This window comes from Pantoea sp. PSNIH1, assembly GCF_007680655.1.
Lineage (GTDB): Bacteria > Pseudomonadota > Gammaproteobacteria > Enterobacterales > Enterobacteriaceae > Pantoea > Pantoea eucrina.
In genome coordinates, this window is sequence record NZ_VEIP01000005.1 from 161,331 (window position 1) to 178,032 (window position 16,702).

16 protein-coding genes are annotated in these 16,702 nt (G+C 57.5%); 10 read left to right on the top strand and 6 right to left on the bottom strand.

What is annotated here, in order from left to right:
* Positions 1-36: 36 nt before the first annotated feature.
* Positions 37-507: a thioesterase family protein gene (locus tag FS690_RS14045; RefSeq protein WP_039381765.1), complete on the bottom strand. Its 471-nt coding sequence runs from the start codon at positions 505-507 to the stop codon at positions 37-39.
* A 166-nt stretch (positions 508-673) separates the two neighbouring features.
* On the opposite strand from FS690_RS14045, the gene pldA reads away from it, so the two are divergent.
* Genes pldA through rhtC form a run of 3 tightly spaced genes read left to right on the top strand, consistent with a single transcriptional unit; the run spans position 674 to position 4,034 of the window.
* Positions 674-1,552, top strand: a complete 879-nt coding sequence (gene pldA, locus FS690_RS14050) for a phospholipase A (protein WP_145339803.1) — start codon at positions 674-676, stop codon at positions 1,550-1,552.
* 19 nt (positions 1,553-1,571) lie between these two features.
* Positions 1,572-3,398 (top strand): ATP-dependent DNA helicase RecQ, encoded by a 1,827-nt coding sequence (gene recQ, locus FS690_RS14055; RefSeq protein WP_039381770.1) that lies wholly within the window; start codon positions 1,572-1,574, stop codon positions 3,396-3,398.
* A gap of 12 nt (positions 3,399-3,410) precedes the next feature.
* Positions 3,411-4,034 carry a threonine export protein RhtC gene (gene rhtC, locus FS690_RS14060; protein ID WP_104085852.1) on the top strand — a complete coding sequence of 208 codons (624 nt, stop codon included), beginning with the start codon at positions 3,411-3,413 and terminating at the stop codon, positions 4,032-4,034.
* 62 nt (positions 4,035-4,096) lie between these two features.
* Here rhtC and rhtB read toward each other — a convergent pair whose 3' ends face one another.
* Positions 4,097-4,720 carry a homoserine/homoserine lactone efflux protein gene (rhtB, locus tag FS690_RS14065; RefSeq protein WP_094111154.1) on the bottom strand — a complete coding sequence of 208 codons (624 nt, stop codon included), beginning with the start codon at positions 4,718-4,720 and terminating at the stop codon, positions 4,097-4,099.
* A gap of 104 nt (positions 4,721-4,824) precedes the next feature.
* Here rhtB and pldB point away from each other — a divergent pair, with 104 nt between their 5' ends.
* Complete coding sequence (gene pldB, locus FS690_RS14070) at positions 4,825-5,820, top strand: lysophospholipase L2 (protein ID WP_145339804.1); 996 nt, start codon at positions 4,825-4,827, stop codon at positions 5,818-5,820.
* A gap of 32 nt (positions 5,821-5,852) precedes the next feature.
* On the top strand, positions 5,853-6,653 hold the full coding sequence (gene yigL, locus FS690_RS14075; protein WP_094111152.1) for a sugar/pyridoxal phosphate phosphatase YigL: 801 nt from the start codon (positions 5,853-5,855) through the stop codon (positions 6,651-6,653).
* A gap of 33 nt (positions 6,654-6,686) precedes the next feature.
* Here yigL and glpT read toward each other — a convergent pair whose 3' ends face one another.
* The gene (gene glpT / locus FS690_RS14080) at positions 6,687-8,027 is read right to left on the bottom strand and encodes a glycerol-3-phosphate transporter (protein WP_071668204.1); all 1,341 of its coding nucleotides are present in this window, start codon (positions 8,025-8,027) and stop codon (positions 6,687-6,689) included.
* Between the two features lie 402 nt (positions 8,028-8,429).
* Here glpT and FS690_RS14085 point away from each other — a divergent pair, with 402 nt between their 5' ends.
* Positions 8,430-9,290: a carboxylate/amino acid/amine transporter gene (locus FS690_RS14085; RefSeq protein ID WP_039385681.1), complete on the top strand. Its 861-nt coding sequence runs from the start codon at positions 8,430-8,432 to the stop codon at positions 9,288-9,290.
* Positions 9,291-9,328: 38 nt separating this feature from the next.
* Here the strand turns inward: FS690_RS14085 and FS690_RS14090 are convergent, their stop codons facing one another.
* The 3 genes from FS690_RS14090 to FS690_RS14100 all read right to left on the bottom strand — a co-directional run bounded on the left by FS690_RS14090 (position 9,329) and on the right by FS690_RS14100 (position 11,857).
* Positions 9,329-9,811 carry a DUF1456 family protein gene (locus FS690_RS14090; RefSeq protein ID WP_071668203.1) on the bottom strand — a complete coding sequence of 161 codons (483 nt, stop codon included), beginning with the start codon at positions 9,809-9,811 and terminating at the stop codon, positions 9,329-9,331.
* Positions 9,812-9,904: 93 nt separating this feature from the next.
* A complete protein-coding gene (metR, locus tag FS690_RS14095) occupies positions 9,905-10,840 on the bottom strand; it encodes an HTH-type transcriptional regulator MetR (protein ID WP_039381784.1) in 936 nt (311 codons plus the stop codon).
* A 180-nt stretch (positions 10,841-11,020) separates the two neighbouring features.
* Positions 11,021-11,857: a dienelactone hydrolase family protein gene (locus tag FS690_RS14100; protein WP_104085850.1), complete on the bottom strand. Its 837-nt coding sequence runs from the start codon at positions 11,855-11,857 to the stop codon at positions 11,021-11,023.
* A gap of 300 nt (positions 11,858-12,157) precedes the next feature.
* Between FS690_RS14100 and udp the strand changes: the two genes are divergently transcribed.
* The 4 genes from udp to ubiE all read left to right on the top strand — a co-directional run bounded on the left by udp (position 12,158) and on the right by ubiE (position 16,702).
* Complete coding sequence (udp, locus tag FS690_RS14105) at positions 12,158-12,919, top strand: uridine phosphorylase (protein WP_145339805.1); 762 nt, start codon at positions 12,158-12,160, stop codon at positions 12,917-12,919.
* A 99-nt stretch (positions 12,920-13,018) separates the two neighbouring features.
* A complete protein-coding gene (locus tag FS690_RS14110) occupies positions 13,019-14,290 on the top strand; it encodes a lipopolysaccharide assembly protein LapB (RefSeq protein ID WP_108570300.1) in 1,272 nt (423 codons plus the stop codon).
* A 91-nt stretch (positions 14,291-14,381) separates the two neighbouring features.
* Positions 14,382-15,869: a DNA recombination protein RmuC gene (rmuC, locus tag FS690_RS14115; RefSeq protein WP_104085848.1), complete on the top strand. Its 1,488-nt coding sequence runs from the start codon at positions 14,382-14,384 to the stop codon at positions 15,867-15,869.
* A gap of 74 nt (positions 15,870-15,943) precedes the next feature.
* Entirely contained in the window at positions 15,944-16,702 is a 759-nt protein-coding gene (gene ubiE / locus FS690_RS14120) for a bifunctional demethylmenaquinone methyltransferase/2-methoxy-6-polyprenyl-1,4-benzoquinol methylase UbiE (protein WP_039381797.1), read from the top strand.

Below are 16,702 nucleotides of genomic sequence, written 5' to 3' on the forward strand. Positions count from 1 at the left end.
TGTCCATAAGGCGGCGCACCGGTTGCGCTGCGTGGGTTAACCAATCAGGTAGGTGGCGGTGGCCGTAGCGATATAATCGTGCTGCTCATTATGCAGTTCAACGCGCGCCACGGCGACTTTATTACCGGCACGCAGCAGAGTGCCGGTAGCGATAAAACGCTCGCCGCGGCCCGGGCGCAGATAATCAACCCGCAGATCGATAGTGCCCATTCGCGCCAGCCGCTGCCGCAGCTCCTCTTCGCTGATGCTCTCCTGCCGCGTCAGCGCATGGCTGACGCAAACCAGCCCGGCGGTAACATCCAGTACTGAGGCAATCACGCCGCCATGCAGGATTTGCTGTGCGGCGTTGCCTACCAGCATGGTTTTATTGGCAAATGCCAGCCGGACCGTATCAGCATCAAGGTGTTCCAGTTCCAGGCCCAGCGCCTGATTAAACGGCATATGATAAACAAAAATTTCACCAATCAGCTGGCGTGCGTCCTGCTGAGTCAGCATCGGAGATGACATAGTTACGGCCTTAAGATGTTAAGAAGTTGTGTATATTATGCTGCTCCCGCGCTGCTTTCCAGTTTCAGAAATCGGCGCTGATCAACGCCCCGCTTTGCGTGTAGAATGGCCTGCTTTTTGTACCACCGCCCTGAAAACCTTCCCACGCAGCGCACTGGAGAACACTATGCGTAAGCAATACGTCATGCTGGCCTCGGCATTAACCGTTCCTGCACTGGCGCAGGCAGATGAAGCCACGATTAAAAATATTCACGACGCACCTGCGGTGAAGGGGAGCGTGATCGCAAATCTGCTGGAAAAGCATGACAATCCGTTTGTGCTTTACCCCTATGAAAACAACTACCTGCTTTACACCTACACCAGCGACATGAATAAAGAGGCGATTTCCTCTTACAACTGGGCAGACAAAGCGAAAAAAGATGAAGTAAAATTCCAGCTCAGCCTGGCGTTTCCGCTGTGGCGCGGCATTTTAGGTGATAACTCAGTACTGGCCGCCTCGTATACTCAGCGTTCATGGTGGCAGCTGTCGAATCGCGGCGCGTCGTCACCCTTCCGCGAAACGAACTATGAGCCACAGCTGTTTCTGGGCTGGGCAACGGACTACTCACTGGCAGGCTGGACGCTGCGCGATGTGGAGCTGGGCGTTAATCATCAGTCCAATGGTCGCAGCGATCCCACTTCCCGCAGCTGGAACCGCCTTTACGCCCGCCTGATGGCAGAAAACGGCAACTTCCTTGCGGAGATCAAGCCCTGGTATCGTCTGCCGGAAAGCGCCAGCAATGACGATAACCCGGACATTACCAAATACATGGGTTATTACCGCGCGAAGCTCGGCTATATGATGGGCGACAGCATTTTCAGCGTGGAAGGCAACTATAACTGGAACAGCGGCTACGGCGGCGCAACCTTCGCCTGGAGCTATCCTCTCACTGAACACGTTCGCTTTTATACGCAGCTGTTCAGCGGCTATGGCGAATCGCTTATCGACTATAACCACCGTCAGACCCGTTTAGGCGTGGGCGTAACGCTTAACGATCTGTTCTAATCAGTAAAACAGGATTACCGTGGCAATTTCGGCAGTGCACAATCAGGAAACGCTGGCGCAGCAGGTGTTACATGACACCTTCGGCTATCAGCAGTTTCGTCCGGGTCAGCAATCCATTATCGAGTCAGCGCTCTCGGGGCGCGACTGTCTGGTCGTCATGCCGACCGGCGGCGGCAAATCGATCTGTTATCAGATCCCGGCGCTGGTGCAGGACGGGCTGACACTGGTGGTCTCCCCGCTGATTTCACTGATGAAAGATCAGGTTGATCAGCTGCTGGCCAACGGCGTGGCGGCGGCGTGTCTTAACTCGACGCAGACGCGCGAACAGCAGCAGCAGGTTTTTGCCGATTGCCGTACCGGGAAGCTCAAACTGCTCTACATCGCTCCGGAACGGTTGATGATGGACAACTTCCTCGAGGGGCTGCAGCACTGGAATCCGGTGATGCTGGCCGTCGATGAAGCGCACTGTATTTCGCAGTGGGGGCATGACTTCCGGCCGGAGTATGGCGCACTCGGGCAGCTGAGGCAGCGCTTTCCGCAGTTGCCGGTGATGGCGCTGACCGCCACGGCCGATGAAACCACGCGTAACGACATTGTTCATTTGCTGCAGATGCGCGATCCGCTGATTCAGGTCAGCAGCTTTGATCGTCCTAACATTCGCTATACCCTGGTGGAGAAGTTTAAACCCACCGATCAGCTGCTGCGCTACGTACAGGAGCAGCGCGGCAAAAGCGGCATTATCTACTGCAACAGCCGGGCAAAAGTGGAAGATACCGCCGCGCGTCTGCAGAGCCGTGGTCTGAGCGTGGGCGCCTATCACGCCGGCATCGACAGCGCACAGCGCGCGCATGTGCAGGAAGCGTTTCAGCGCGACGATCTGCAGATTGTGGTTGCTACCGTGGCGTTTGGCATGGGGATCAACAAACCCAACGTACGCTTTGTGGTGCATTTTGATATCCCGCGCAACATCGAATCCTACTATCAGGAGACCGGCCGCGCCGGCCGCGATGGCCTGCCTGCTGAAGCGATGATGCTTTACGATCCGGCGGATATGGTCTGGCTACGCAAATGCCTGGAAGAGAAAGTCCCGGGGCCGCTGCAGGATATCGAGCGTCACAAGCTCAATGCGATGGGCGCGTTTGCGGAAGCGCAAACCTGCCGGCGTCTGGTACTGCTGAACTACTTTGGCGAAGGGCGTCAGCAGCCCTGCGGCAACTGTGATATCTGCCTCGATCCTCCCCGCCGCTATGACGGGCTGGTTGACGGGCAGAAAGCGCTGTCGTGCATTTACCGTACCGGCCAGCGTTTTGGCATGAGCTACATTGTGGAAGTATTGCGCGGCTCAGCCAGCCAGCGTATTCGCGATAACGGCCACGACAAACTGCCGATCTATGGCCTGGGGCGCGAGCAGAGCCTGGAGCACTGGATCAGCGTACTGCGTCAGCTCATTCACCTCGGCATGGTGACACAAAATATCGCCATGCACTCTGCGCTGCAGCTCACCGAGGCCGCGCGTCCGGTACTGCGCGCTGAAATACCGCTGATGCTTGCGGTACCGCGTACCGTGACGGCGAAAAGCCGCAGCAGTGCGCCAAAAGTGTACGGCGGCAACTACGATCGCAAGCTGTTTGCCAAGCTGCGTAAGCTGCGCAAGGCGATAGCTGATGAAGAGAATATTCCGCCTTACGTGGTGTTTAATGACGCCACGCTGATTGAAATGGCGGAACAGTTGCCGGTCAGCGCGTCAGATATGCTGAGCGTAAACGGCGTAGGGCATCGCAAGCTGGAGCGCTTTGGTAAGCCGTTCCTGCTGATGATCCGGGAACATCTTGATAATGACGAATAAAGGACTAAACGCATGCTGATATTATTTGCTACCGTCGCGCTGGTGCACCTGGTTGCGCTGATGAGCCCCGGCCCTGACTTCTTTTTTGTGTCGCAAACTGCGGCCAGCCGCTCGCGTAAAGAGGCGATGATGGGCGTGCTGGGCATTACGCTGGGCATTGTTGTCTGGGCGGGCGTAGCGCTGATGGGGCTGCACCTGCTGCTGGCCAAAATGGCGTGGCTGCATGAAATTATCATGGTGGGCGGCGGGCTCTATCTGCTGTGGATGGGCTGGCAGCTGCTGCGCTCGGCGCGTCAGCGCCATAAGCAGCCGCAGAGTGATGCACCCGAGGTGGAGCTGCCGAAGCGCGGCATGAGCTTTCTGAAAGGGCTGCTGACAAACCTGTCCAATCCCAAAGCCATTATCTATTTTGGCAGCGTCTTTTCGCTGTTTGTCGGTAATGATGTCGGTGCCGCGACGCGCTGGGGGCTATTCCTGCTGATTATTGCGGAAACCTTTGCATGGTTTGCGCTGGTGGCCGCTATCTTTGCCCTGCCGTGGATGCGCGAGAAGTATCAGCGCATGGCAAAGTGGGTGGATGGCATGGCGGGCGTGCTGTTTGCCGGTTTTGGCATTCACCTGATTATTTCGCGCTAGGCCCGGTCGCCTGAAACGGCGACGCTGCGCCGGGTGTGGCTGACTGCACACCCGGCCGTTTATTACGCTATTTTACGCGCGCTGGCTAACAGCGCGCCGACCGCCATAAACAATCCGCCAAAAATGCGGTTCAGCAGCTTCATCTGTCTCGGGCCTTTGATCCAGCCCGCAATGCGCGTTGCCAGCGTGGCGTAGCCAATCATCACGATGATATCGACCACAATCGTGGTCACGCCGAGAATCAGATACTGCATCAGCTGCGGCTGATGGGGCAGAATAAACTGCGGAAACAGCGCGGCGAGAAACACGATACTTTTAGGGTTGGTCAGGTTCACCAGCAGCGCGCGCTGAAACAGGTGCCGGCGCGGCATCGCTTTGGCAACGGCGTTCAGGTCGAGGCTGCCAGCGGCGCGCCACTGCTGAATACCCAGCCAGATCAGATAGGCAGCGCCGGCCCATTTCAGGATCTCAAACGCCAGCAGCGACTGTGAAAATAGCGCGCCGAGTCCGGCCCCCACCAGCACAATATGCACCGCCAGTCCGAGCTGTAAGCCGGTAATCGATACGGCCGCACCGCGATAGCCGTGGCTGATACCGGTGCTCATGGTATTGATAGCGCCTGAGCCTGGTGAAAGGCTGAGGATGGTTGTGGTAAGCAGGTAGGTTAACCACCATTCTGTCGTCATGTGTGACATTCCCTGAAGCGAGCGAAGTATGACACAATACGCCAGAAAATTGCGCTGCGCTATGGCATACCAGCAGGGCGAACTGAACTCTCCGGGAGGGGCAGATGCAGCATCACAGAGAGAGCTGGCTCAGGCGTGAACGCGCTTTTGCGGCGTTTGCTACCGGTCCGCTGCTCGACTTCTGGCGGCAGCGGGAAGAGTGTGAGTTCACCGGAACGGGCAATCTTACTCTCCGCTATGTACGTTTTACTGCGCCACACCACACGCGCGTGATCCTGATTGTGCCGGGGCGTATTGAAAGCTATATCAAATACCCGGAGCTGGCATACGACCTGTTTCACTGCGGCTACGATGTGGTGATTATTGACCATCGCGGGCAGGGGCGCTCTGAGCGGCTGCTGGCAGATTCGCACCGCGGACACGTGGTGGAGTTCAGCGACTATGTTGACGATCTGGAGACGCTCTACCTGAAAGAGATTGTCAGCCAGCATTATCAGCAGCGCTATGTCCTCGCTCACTCAATGGGCGGTGCGATTGTCGCGCTGTTTCTGGCCCGGCAGCCGCGGGCATTTCATGCGGCGGTGCTGTCCGCACCTATGTTTGGCATTGTGCTACCGCTGCCGCCCTTTCTGGCGCACCGTATTCTTGACTGGGCAGAGAAGCGGCCGGCGCTGCGCGACGGATACGCCCTTGGTACCGGACGCTGGCGCGCGCATCCGTTTGGCATTAACCGCCTGACGCACAGCCGCGAGCGCTATCGACGCAATCTGCGCTTTTATGCTGACGATCCGGCTATTCGCGTCGGCGGTCCGACCTATCACTGGGTGCGTGAAGGCGTGCAGGCCGGACGCAATATCATGCGTCAGGCGGCAAATATCACCACGCCGCTGCTGCTGCTGCAGGCGAGTGAAGATGATGTGGTGGACAACCGTGCACAGGATCTCTTCTGCCAGGCGCTGGCGGCAGCCGGGCATCCCTGCGAAGGTAACGCACCGCGCGTCATTGAAGGCGCGCGCCATGAAATTCTGTTTGAATCAGATGCAATGCGCGCCGAAGCGCTCAATGCCACCGTGGATTTTTTTGCCCGTCATCTCAGCTGACGTTATTTCCGTTATTACAACCCGAGGTTTCCATGTTTCACATCGTTGCATCCGATCTGGATGGCACGCTGCTCTCGCCGCAACATCGTCTGACGCCGTTTGCCCGTACCACGCTGCAGGCGCTGGTGGCGCGTGATATCCATTTTGTTTTTGCCACCGGCCGCCACCATATCGACGTGGGACAGATGCGCGACAAGCTCGGCATTCCGGCGTATATGATCACCTCCAACGGCGCGCGCGTGCATAACGCCGCAGGCGAGCTGATTTTCAGCCACAATCTTGACGGCGATATCGCCAGCGAGCTTTACGCCCTGAAATATCAGGATGAAAATATTCTGACCCATGTTTATCGCGATGATGAGTGGTTTATGAACCGTCACCATCCCGATGAGCAGGACTATTTTCAGGAGTCGGAGTTTATGTATCAGCTCTATGAGCCGGGAATATTGCCCACCGATGGCATCAGCAAAGTCTTCTTCACCTGCAGCGATCCGGCTCGTCTGCTGCCGCTGGAGCAGGCGATTGAAGCGCGCTGGGGCGATCGCGTTAACGTCAGTTTCTCGCTGCCAACCTGTCTGGAAGTGATGGCGGGCGGCGTGTCGAAGGGGCACGCGCTGGAGGCTGTGGCAAAACAGCTGGGGCATTCGCTGAAAGCGTGCATCGCATTCGGCGATGGCATGAATGATGTTGAGATGCTGAGTATGGCCGGTAAAGGGTGCATTATGCACAACGGTCAGCAGCGCCTGAAGGATACGCTGCCGTCGCTGGAGATCATTGGCAGCAATGCGGACGATGCGGTGCCGCACACGCTGCGTAAACTCTTTCTGGAGTAAAAAAACGGGCCGGTCTCTCCCGGCCCGCCTCGCTTATCCGAGCTGTTTCTTATGCTTATGTTCGTTGATCATGGTGAGCAGCAGCAGCACCACTGCCAGCACCGAGCCGGCGATCATCACCATAAACCCGCCATCCCAGCCGAAGAAATCAACGGTATAGCCAACGATAGCGCTGGCTGCCACGGAGCCACCCAGATAACCGAACAGGCCGGTAAAGCCCGCTGCGGTGCCGGCGGCCTTCTTCGGTGCCAGTTCCAGCGCGTGCAGGCCAATCAGCATCACCGGGCCGTAGATCAGAAAGCCAATCACAATCATACAGAGCATATCGATGCCCGGATTGCCCGGCGGGTTAAGCCAGTAGATCACGGTAGCGATTGTCACCAGCGTCATAAAGAACACGCCGGTCGCGCCGCGATTGCCTCTGAACACTTTGTCTGACATCCAGCCGCACAGCAGCGTACCGGGAATGCCCGCATACTCATACAGGAAGTAGGCCCAGGAGGATTTATCCAGCGTAAAGTGTTTCACCTCTTTCAGATAGGTCGGCGACCAGTCGAGGATGCCGTAGCGCAGCAGATAGACAAAGACGTTTGCCAGCGCGATATACCACAGAAGCTTATTGGGCAGGATGTACTGCATAAAGATCTGCTTTGCGGTCAGCTCCTGCTCATGGTCCTCGCTGTAATCAGGCGGATAGTCATTTTTCCACGCTTCAATCGGCGGCAGACCGCATGATTGCGGTGTATCGCGCATCATGGCAAACGCAAACAGCGCGATCAGAATGGCGCCAAACGCGGGCATATAGAGCGCCGCTTTCCAGTCGTTAAACCACGCCATACCGAGCAGGAACAGCAGTGGCGGGATACCGCCTCCGACGTTATGCGCGCAGTTCCACACGGAAACAATGCCGCCGCGCTCTTTCTGTGACCACCAGTGCACCATGGTGCGGCCACACGGCGGCCAGCCCATTCCCTGGAACCAGCCACACAGGAACAGCAGCACAAACATCACCATAATGCTGGAGGTCGCCCAGGGCACAAAGCCCATAAACAGCATGACCGAGGCGGCAAGAATCAGGCCCGCCGGCAGAAAAACGCGAGGGTTTGAGCGATCGGAAACAGAACCCATGATAAATTTGGAAAAGCCGTACGCAATAGAGATGCCGGAGAGGGCAAACCCTAAATCCCCGCGCGAGAACCCCTGTTCAACCAGATAGGGCATCGCCAGCGCGAAGTTTTTGCGTACCAGATAGTAAGCCGCATAGCCGAAGAAGATCCCGAGGAAGATCTGCCAGCGCAGCCGGCGATACAGTGGATCAACACGATCGTCAGCGACCTGAGGCCGATGCGGTGCAGGTTTAAAAATACTCAGCATGAGTGTGGCCCTCCGGGGCGCAGAATAGTTATGAATTTCCCAGCAGGTTGGGGCAGAAATACGCATAAGCGCAAAGGAAACCTGGTGTTTCCATATCGCGCAAAGGATAGAGATGGTTGCTGCACGTTACTGTGACGTGTGACACACATGTTACAGTTTTATGACAATCAGGAGCGAAAAAAACCAGGAAATGTTGGATTTCGCGCATTTTGCCAGGTTTTAAGCCGGTGTTCATGCGCATTCTGACCAGAGCCTGTGTCAGGAGGTAACAGCTGACCAGCGCGTATCGCCAGCTGTCCGCCACAAGCGGGCAAAATATGCTCAGTTGTAAACCAGATTATTCAGCTGGTTCATGCAGGTTTGATTACACTAGCGCCTCTGTTTATCGGGGAATGGTGTGCCGTGCTGTTACTTATTATCACCACTGTATTGTGGGCTTTTTCTTTTAGCCTGATCGGCGAATATCTGGCCGGCCAGGTGGATAGCTGGTTTTCCGTGTTGATGCGCCTGGGCCTGGCCGCGCTGGTTTTTCTGCCGTTTTTGCGCTGGCGCGGCTACCGGGCATCAACGCTGCTGCTTTATATGCTGGTGGGAATGCTGCAGCTCGGCATTATGTATCTGCTCAGTTTTGAAGCCTATCTCTACCTGAGCGTATCTGAGTTCCTGCTGTTTACGGTGATGACGCCGCTCTATATTACGCTGATTTATGACCTGCTGAGCCGGCGTCCGCTGCGCATCGGCTACGCCTTCAGCGCGCTGCTGGCGGTAGCGGGGGCAGCCATTATTCGCTATGACAAAGTCAGCGATCATTTCTGGCTGGGTCTGCTGCTGGTGCAGGCGGCGAATCTCTGCTTTGCTGTCGGCATGGTGGGATACAAACGGCTGCAGGAGACGCGGCCTATGCCGCAGCATACGGCGTTCTCCTGGTTCTATCTCGGAGCGGTGCTGATTGCCGCGCTGGCCTGGTCGCTGTGGGGCAATCCGCAGAAGCTGCCCACGACCACGCTGCAGTGGAGCGTGCTGATATGGCTGGGCGTTGCCGCATCCGGGCTGGGCTATTTTATGTGGAACTATGGAGCCACGCAGGTGGATGCCGGCACGCTGGGCATTATGAACAATATGCATGTTCCGGCGGGGCTGCTGGTAAATCTGGCGATCTGGCAGGAGAAGCCGCACTGGCCGAGCTTTATTGCGGGCGCTGCGGTGATCTTCGCTTCACTCTATGTGCATAAACGCTGGGTGATCGGCAGGCGTCACGCCTGAGCACGTGGCGGGCGCAGCCTGCAGGCTGCGCCGTGCGATCAGCTTTTCTTCGCCGGCGTTCCCGGACGCTGGATAAGCGTTAACCCTTTCAGGAAATTACGCAGAATTTGATCGCCACATTCGCGATAGTTCTTGTGATCCGGATTGCGGAAGATAGCGCCGATTTCACCCTGTGAAACCTTGAAGTTGGCTTTCAGCAGGATGTCGGGAATATCGGTGGTTTTCAGCGCAAACGCGATACGCAGTTTCTTCAGAAAGATGTTATTGCTCATGCGGCGTTCAACAGAGGGTGCCGGCGCATCGTCGCTTTTACCGCGCCGGTAGTAGATCAGGCCGTTGAGGAAATAGCCCATCAGTACATCAGGCAGTTTGCGAAACGCGGCGTCATCCTCTTTTTTCAGCCAGGCCTGCACATCCTCCAGCGGCACATCGCTTCCCGCAAGGGCAAAAATCTCCACCACTTTGCTATCGCTCAGATCGAGCATATAGCGCACGCTGCGCAGAACATCGTTATTGGTCATGGTGAAACTCTCCGGGTATGCAGTAAGGGCGGCGCATTATAGTGCAGGCGGGGCGGGGATAACAGCGCGGCGCGCGCACGCCGCGCCGGACCATCAGGATGCGCCGGGTAATACCGCGCCCGGCTGCGAAGCGTCGCGCACAAACGGCAGGTGATCGCAGGCGTGCTGGCGGGCAAAGCGCACAAAGGCTTCCAGTACCGGCTGACGCTGTTCGCCTTCGCGTACGGCGGCGTAGAGCCGGCTCCAGAGACCGTCGCCCAGCGTTTTGGTGACGACCAGCCCCTGCTTTTCAAAGTTCTCAACCACCCAGTGCGGCAGGGCGGCGATCCCCATCTGCGCCGAAACCATCTGAATCAGCAGCAGCGTATTATCCACGCTTTTCAGCGCCGGGCTGACGCCGGCGGGCTGCAGAAAGTGACGCCAGACATCCAGCCGCTGGCGCTGTACCGGGTAGATCATCAGAACTTCATCAGCGAAATCCTGCGGCGTAATATGCGTGCGCTGCGCCAGCGGATGATCGGGTGCCAGCACCAGCCGCATCTCAAAATCAAACATCGGCGTATAAAACAGCCCGCTGCGCGGCAGAATATCTGAGGTCAGTACCACATCAAGCTCGCCCTGCTGCAGCGCCGGCTGCGGATCAAAGGTGACGCCGGATTTAAAATCCATCACCACCTGCGGCCAGCTTTTGCGGAAGTTATTCAGCGCAGGCGTCAGCCACTGAATACAGCTGTGGCATTCAATAGCGATGCGCAGCGTGGCCTGCTGCTGTGGCTCATGACACGCCTGCAGCGCCTGCTGGATCTGCGGCAGTACCTGCTCTGCCAGCTGCAGTAAAATCTCACCCTGCGGCGTAAAGCGCAGCGGCTGGCTTTTACGCACAAACAGCCGGAAGCCAAGGCGCTGCTCCAGATCGCTGAACTGATGCGATAAGGCAGACTGCGTCTGGTGCAGCTGCGCCGCAGCGGCGGCGAGCGAGCCGGTGTTGTGTAACGCCTGCAGCGTTCGCAGGTGTTTGAGTTCGATCATGAGAATCCTTCACAGCGGGACAAAACGAATAACGCGGTAAGCTATACACTACCCGCAGATTGTGGCGGTGTAAACATCTGGATGGCTAAATGGAATGGGCTGCTGTGCGCAGAGGCAGCAAACGCGGGCGTCAAAAGCAGAACGTGCATGAAAAAGGGCGCCTCAGCGCCCCGGATAACGTTACGCGCTGGGGGCTACCCCATACTGTTTGAACCACGCCAGCATACGCTGCCAGCCATCCCGGGCCGATTCTGCATGGTAGCCCGGACGATAATCGGCGTTAAACGCGTGACCGGCATCCGGATAGACCACAATTTCCGCTTTGGCATTGGCGGCATGCAGCGCCTGACGCATTTTATCAATACTCTCCAGCGGAATACCCTCATCCTGCCCGCCATACAGGCCGAGCACCGGCGCGTTCAGATCGACGGCGACATCAATCGGATGCTTCTGCTGCTTCAGCGTTTTTTCTCCTTCCAGGCGGCCATACCACGCCGCTGCGGCACGCACCTGAGGATTGTGTGCGGCAAACAGCCAGCTGATGCGCCCGCCCCAGCAGAAGCCGGTAATCGCCAGACGACGAATATCGCCATCGTGCCGTGCAGCCCAGTTTGCCGCATGATCGAGATCGGCAAGCACCTGGCTGTCGGGCACTTTGCTCACCAGCTCGCTGAGCAGCGTCGGGATATCGTGATACTCCTGCGGATCGCCTTCGCGGAAATAGAGTTCCGGTGCCACTGCGAGGTAGCCCTCCAGTGCCAGGCGGCGACACAGATCGCGGATATGCTCATGTACGCCGAAAATCTCCTGAACCACCAGTACCACCGGCAGCGTACCGCTGAATGATTTAGGTCGTGCGTACCAGGCGGGCAGATTTTCCCCCTGGCTGGGAATTGAGGTCTCGCCACACTGAATCGCATCGCTTTGGGTAATGATTGTGCTGCTGGCGGCGGGCTGCGCCGCTGAGGCGAAGCCACCCGGGGTCGATTCTTGTGCCATATTTTCTGTGGTTTTCATGGTTCTCTCCGTGCTGGCAGGTGCGCAATCAGGTAACTATAGCCTGGTCATGATGGCCGGATGGTTACAGGGTAAAAGGAACAGATTCTCAGATGCGGCTTCTGTATTAACATTGCCGCTGAAGCTTACGCAGCACCATGCCGGATAAATGTGTGAAACGGCGCGTTATATTGTGACAAAAATCACAAATAGTGCGGTTGGTAATGTAACTTTCATTATTTGAAGTGAGAGATATCACATATTTGTCGCGCTGCCTCACGTAGAGTGCGCGTCACAATACTTAATTAGCAGGAGTCTGATATGACCCAGTCTGACGTTTTCCACCTTGGTATCACTAAAGCTGACCTGAAAGGCGCTACGCTGGCGATCGTCCCGGGCGACCCGGAGCGGGTGAAAAAAATCGCGGCGCTGATGGAGAATCCGCAGCATCTGGCGTCGCATCGTGAATTCACCACCTGGCTGGCGGAGATCGACGGCAAGCCGGTAGTGGTCTGCTCAACCGGTATCGGTGGTCCTTCAACCTCAATTGCGGTAGAGGAGCTGGCGCAGCTCGGCGTCCGGACCTTCCTGCGCGTCGGCACCACCGGCGCCATTCAGCCGCACATTAACGTTGGTGACGTGCTGGTGACGACCGCCTCAGTACGCCTGGATGGCGCCAGCCTGCACTTTGCTCCGATGGAATTCCCGGCCGTGGCCGATTTTGCCTGTACCACGGCGCTGGTCGCGGCGGCAGAAGAGTGCGGCGCGCGTACCCATATCGGCATCACTGCCTCTTCTGACACCTTCTATCCGGGGCAGGAGCGTTACGACACCTTCTCTGGTCGCGTGGTCAATCGCTTCCAGGGCTCCATGCAGGAGTGGCAGGCGATGGGCGTACTTAACTATGAGATGGAATCCGCTACACTGTTAACCATGTGCGCCAGTCAGGGACTGCGTGCCGGCATGGTGGCTGGCGTCATTGTGAACCGTATGCAAAAAGAGATCCCGGACGCGGCAACCATGAAGCAGACCGAGAGCGACGCTGTGAAAATTGTGGTGGAAGCCGCGCGTCGCTTACTGTAGCGCGCCAGTTGGCAATGGATGCGGGACCCGCCTCACAGGGAACTCAGCCGCTGACGAATCAGGATGCGCACCTATTCAGCGAACTCTGGGATCCCTTTTATGCGCAAAACCTTCTCCGCTCCCCGTTCCGCCGCTGTCAATAATCCCGCTGCTGCGCAGGCGCGCGTTGAACACGCCGCCACGCAGTTTCGCCAGGCGATGGCCGACGGCGACTACGCGCAGGCGCGTCAGTGCTGTGAAGCGGTATTGCGGGTAATGCCGAACCATATGCAGGTGCTCAGCGACTATGCACTGACGCTGATGCGCACCGGCGACTATAAAAAATCGTACAAAATCTATCAGAAAATCTGCCAGGCGCCTGACGCACAGCGTGCACAGGCTTCGGAAACCTGGCTGGATGGCCTGACCGAGGTCTGTGGCTGGCTGGATAAGCCGGATGAGGTGGCACGCTACGGCCTAGCTTCGCTGATGCACTCCGATGCGCGCTTTTCTGCCGGACAAAAGCACCCGTTTCCGGCTGATGCGCCGCCGGCGTTTAACCCGCACAACCCGGCGGAAAACAGTATTGCGTTCAGCCTGTATGGCAACCAGCCGCGCTACTGCGAAACGCTGATTAAAAACGTTGAAGTGGCGCGCGAGCTCTATCCGGCATGGCAGTGTCGCGTCTATCTGGATGAAAGCGTGCCGCAGCATGTCTGGCAGCGCCTGCAGCACGCCGGCGCGCAGCTGGTGGATATGTCGCACGAAAAAGAGATTCAGCCTACGCTCTGGCGCTTTCTGGTAATGGATGACCCCACGGTCAGGCGCTTTATCATTCGCGACGCCGACTCGCTGCTGTCAGAGCGCGAAGCTGCGGCCGTGCAGGCCTGGCTCGACTCGCCGTTCTGGTTTCATCATATGCGTGACTACTTTACCCATACCGAACTGCTGCTGGCCGGAATGTGGGGCGGCTGTCACGGCGTCGTCCGCAACCTTGCGCAGCAGATGCGCGACTTTATGGCGCGCTACACCGGCAATCAGCGCTTCACCGATCAATATTTCCTCAAAGTGGCGCTGTGGCCCACCGTTCGTGCCAGCCTGCTCAGTCATGACGATCTTTTTCATTTTCATCAGGCGCAGCCGTGGCCCGCTCACGCCCCCGTTCGCTGGCAGACAGAACATTTTCATGTCGGCAGTAACGCCGGCTATGCCAGCATGACCGGTAAGGCCACTGCCCCCTGCAACGGTGCGCAGCAGGTTGAACTCGCCTGTGGCGGCCAGAGCTGGTGTTATCCGGCGCGCGTGGTGAATGAGAGTGAATGGGTGCTGCCGATGCCGTTTTTCCTGATCGATGCCTGGAAAGCGGGCGAACTCACGGTCAGAGCCTGCTGACCTCCTGCGGCCTGGCGTTCAGAGATTTCAGTAGACATTCCTCCAGGCCAACTTTACCTTTCCCCTGAGCATCGCGAGGGGCGGGGGGATCATGGATCAGCAACTTATTATTACGCTTGTACTGGCACTGGCCGGTCTGGGTATCGGCTGGCTGCTGGCGCAGCTGCGTGCCGGTCAGCAGCACGCCAGCCTGACCGCGGAGCATCGCCTGCTGGAAGCGGCGCAGCAGCGTCAGCAGCGCGAACAGGAACAGCTGCAGCTGCAGCTCCGGCAGCGTGAACAGGAGCTGCGGCAGCTGCATGGCACCCTGAGCGGGGCGCAGGAGCGCCTGCAGCAGCTGGATTACTGGCGTGCTGAAAGTGAACAGCTCAGCCGCGAGCTGCGTAATCAGCTGGAGGTCAACAGCGCACAGGAAGCGGAGCTGCGCGAGGTGACTATCCGGCTGGAGGAGACGCGCTTTGCCGCTGAAGAGAAGCAGCGGCTGCTGACCAGCAGCGAGCAGCGTCTGAGCGCCCAGTTTGAGAATCTTGCGAACCGCATTTTTGAAAACAGCGGTCGCCGTGTTGATGAGCAAAATCGTCAGAGTCTTAACAGCCTGATTGCGCCGCTGCGCGATCAGCTGGATGGCTTTCGCCGTCAGGTCAATGAGAGTTTTGGTCAGGAGGCGCGTGAGCGTCATACGTTAACGTATGAGATCCGCCAGCTGCAGCAGCTCAATGCACAAATGGCGCAGGAGGCGTTAAACCTGACCAAAGCGCTGAAAGGCGACAACAAGATTCAGGGTAACTGGGGCGAAGTGGTGCTCAGTCGGGTACTGGAAGCGTCCGGCCTGCGTGAGGGGTATGAGTATGAAACCCAGGTTAACATCGCGCTGGAGCAGGGGCGCATGCAGCCCGACGTGATTGTCCGGCTGCCGCAGGGCAAAGATGTGGTGGTGGATGCCAAGATGACGCTGGTCGCGTATGAGCGCTACTTTAACGCTGAGGATGATGCCGCACGGGAGCTGGCTATTCAGGACCATGTTGCGGCGATGCGCGGTCATATTCGTCTGCTGGGGCGAAAAGATTATCAACAATTACCCGGTTTACGCTCGCTGGATTATGTGCTGATGTTTATACCGGTGGAGCCGGCGTTTTTGCTGGCCATCGATCGGCAGCCTGAGCTGATTAGCGAGGCGCTGCAGCAGAATATCATGCTGGTCAGTCCGACTACGCTGCTGGTGGCGCTGCGTACTATCAATAATCTGTGGCGCTATGAGCATCAGAGCCGCAACGCCCAGCGGATTGCCGATCGCGCCGCACGGCTCTATGACAAAATGCGGCTGTTTGTCGATGATATGAGCGGCATCGGACATAATCTGGACAAGGCGCAGCAGAGCTATCAGCAGGCGATGAAAAAGCTGGCAGAAGGGCGCGGCAATCTTATCGCCCAGAGCGAGGCGTTTAAGTCGCTGGGAGTCGAAGTTAAGCGGCCCATTAATCCGCAGCTGGTGCAGCAGGCGCTGCCGGATGAAGCGGATGAGCGCTGGGCAGAGGATGATGCGGAAACGGCAGCGGAAGTGCGCCGTATCAATGAATAACCGGCGGCAACGTGCTCGGATCGCGCGACTCTGATACACTTCGGAGAGAATTATTTGTGGAACAGGTAAAACCGATGGCAGATGAATCACAGCAGGAAACTACTCACTTTGGCTTCCAGACCGTAGCAAAAAGTGAAAAGGCCGATAAAGTCGCGGACGTGTTTCATTCCGTTGCGGCAAAATATGACCTGATGAACGATTTGATGTCGTTCGGCGTCCATCGCGTATGGAAGCGTTTTACCATTGACAGCAGCGGCGTGCGTCGCGGTCAGCGCGTGCTCGACCTGGCAGGCGGCACGGGCGATCTCACGGCGAAATTTTCCCGTCTGGTGGGTGAAACCGGGCAGGTGGTTCTGGCGGATATTAACAGCTCGATGCTGAAAATGGGCCGTGAAAAGCTGCGTAATCTTGGGGTCACCGGCAACGTCAGCTATGTGCAGGCGAATGCGGAAGCTCTGCCGTTCCCGGATAACTATTTTGACTGCATCACCATCTCGTTTGGCCTGCGCAACGTCACGGAAAAAGAGAAAGCGCTGGCTTCAATGTTTCGCGTGCTGAAGCCGGGCGGTCGTCTGCTGGTGCTGGAATTTTCTAAGCCGGTGCTGGATCCGCTGAGCAAGGCGTATGACGCCTATTCATTCCATATTCTGCCGCGTATCGGGCAGCTGGTGGCGAATGACGCAGAGAGCTATCGCTATCTGGCTGAATCTATTCGTATGCATCCCGATCAGGAGACCCTGAAAGCGATGATGAACGACGCCGGTTTTGAAAACAGCACGTATCACAACATGACTGGCGGCATTGTCGCGCTGCATCGTGGCTTTAAGTTCTGA

Excerpts from the sequence above, each read along its gene's own strand:
- FS690_RS14045 (WP_039381765.1), bottom strand. The coding sequence starts at position 507 with ATGTCATCTCCGATGCTGACTCAGCAGGACGCACGCCAGCTGATTGGT.
- ubiE (WP_039381797.1), top strand. The coding sequence starts at position 15,944 with ATGGCAGATGAATCACAGCAGGAAACTACTCACTTTGGCTTCCAGACC.
- yigL (WP_094111152.1), top strand. The coding sequence starts at position 5,853 with ATGTTTCACATCGTTGCATCCGATCTGGATGGCACGCTGCTCTCGCCG.
- glpT (WP_071668204.1), bottom strand. The coding sequence starts at position 8,027 with ATGCTGAGTATTTTTAAACCTGCACCGCATCGGCCTCAGGTCGCTGAC.
- metR (WP_039381784.1), bottom strand. The coding sequence starts at position 10,840 with ATGATCGAACTCAAACACCTGCGAACGCTGCAGGCGTTACACAACACC.
- FS690_RS14110 (WP_108570300.1), top strand. The coding sequence starts at position 13,019 with ATGCGCAAAACCTTCTCCGCTCCCCGTTCCGCCGCTGTCAATAATCCC.
- pldB (WP_145339804.1), top strand. The coding sequence starts at position 4,825 with ATGCAGCATCACAGAGAGAGCTGGCTCAGGCGTGAACGCGCTTTTGCG.
- udp (WP_145339805.1), top strand. The coding sequence starts at position 12,158 with ATGACCCAGTCTGACGTTTTCCACCTTGGTATCACTAAAGCTGACCTG.
- rmuC (WP_104085848.1), top strand. The coding sequence starts at position 14,382 with ATGGATCAGCAACTTATTATTACGCTTGTACTGGCACTGGCCGGTCTG.
- pldA (WP_145339803.1), top strand. The coding sequence starts at position 674 with ATGCGTAAGCAATACGTCATGCTGGCCTCGGCATTAACCGTTCCTGCA.
- rhtB (WP_094111154.1), bottom strand. The coding sequence starts at position 4,720 with ATGACGACAGAATGGTGGTTAACCTACCTGCTTACCACAACCATCCTC.
- rhtC (WP_104085852.1), top strand. The coding sequence starts at position 3,411 with ATGCTGATATTATTTGCTACCGTCGCGCTGGTGCACCTGGTTGCGCTG.
- FS690_RS14100 (WP_104085850.1), bottom strand. The coding sequence starts at position 11,857 with ATGAAAACCACAGAAAATATGGCACAAGAATCGACCCCGGGTGGCTTC.
- FS690_RS14090 (WP_071668203.1), bottom strand. The coding sequence starts at position 9,811 with ATGACCAATAACGATGTTCTGCGCAGCGTGCGCTATATGCTCGATCTG.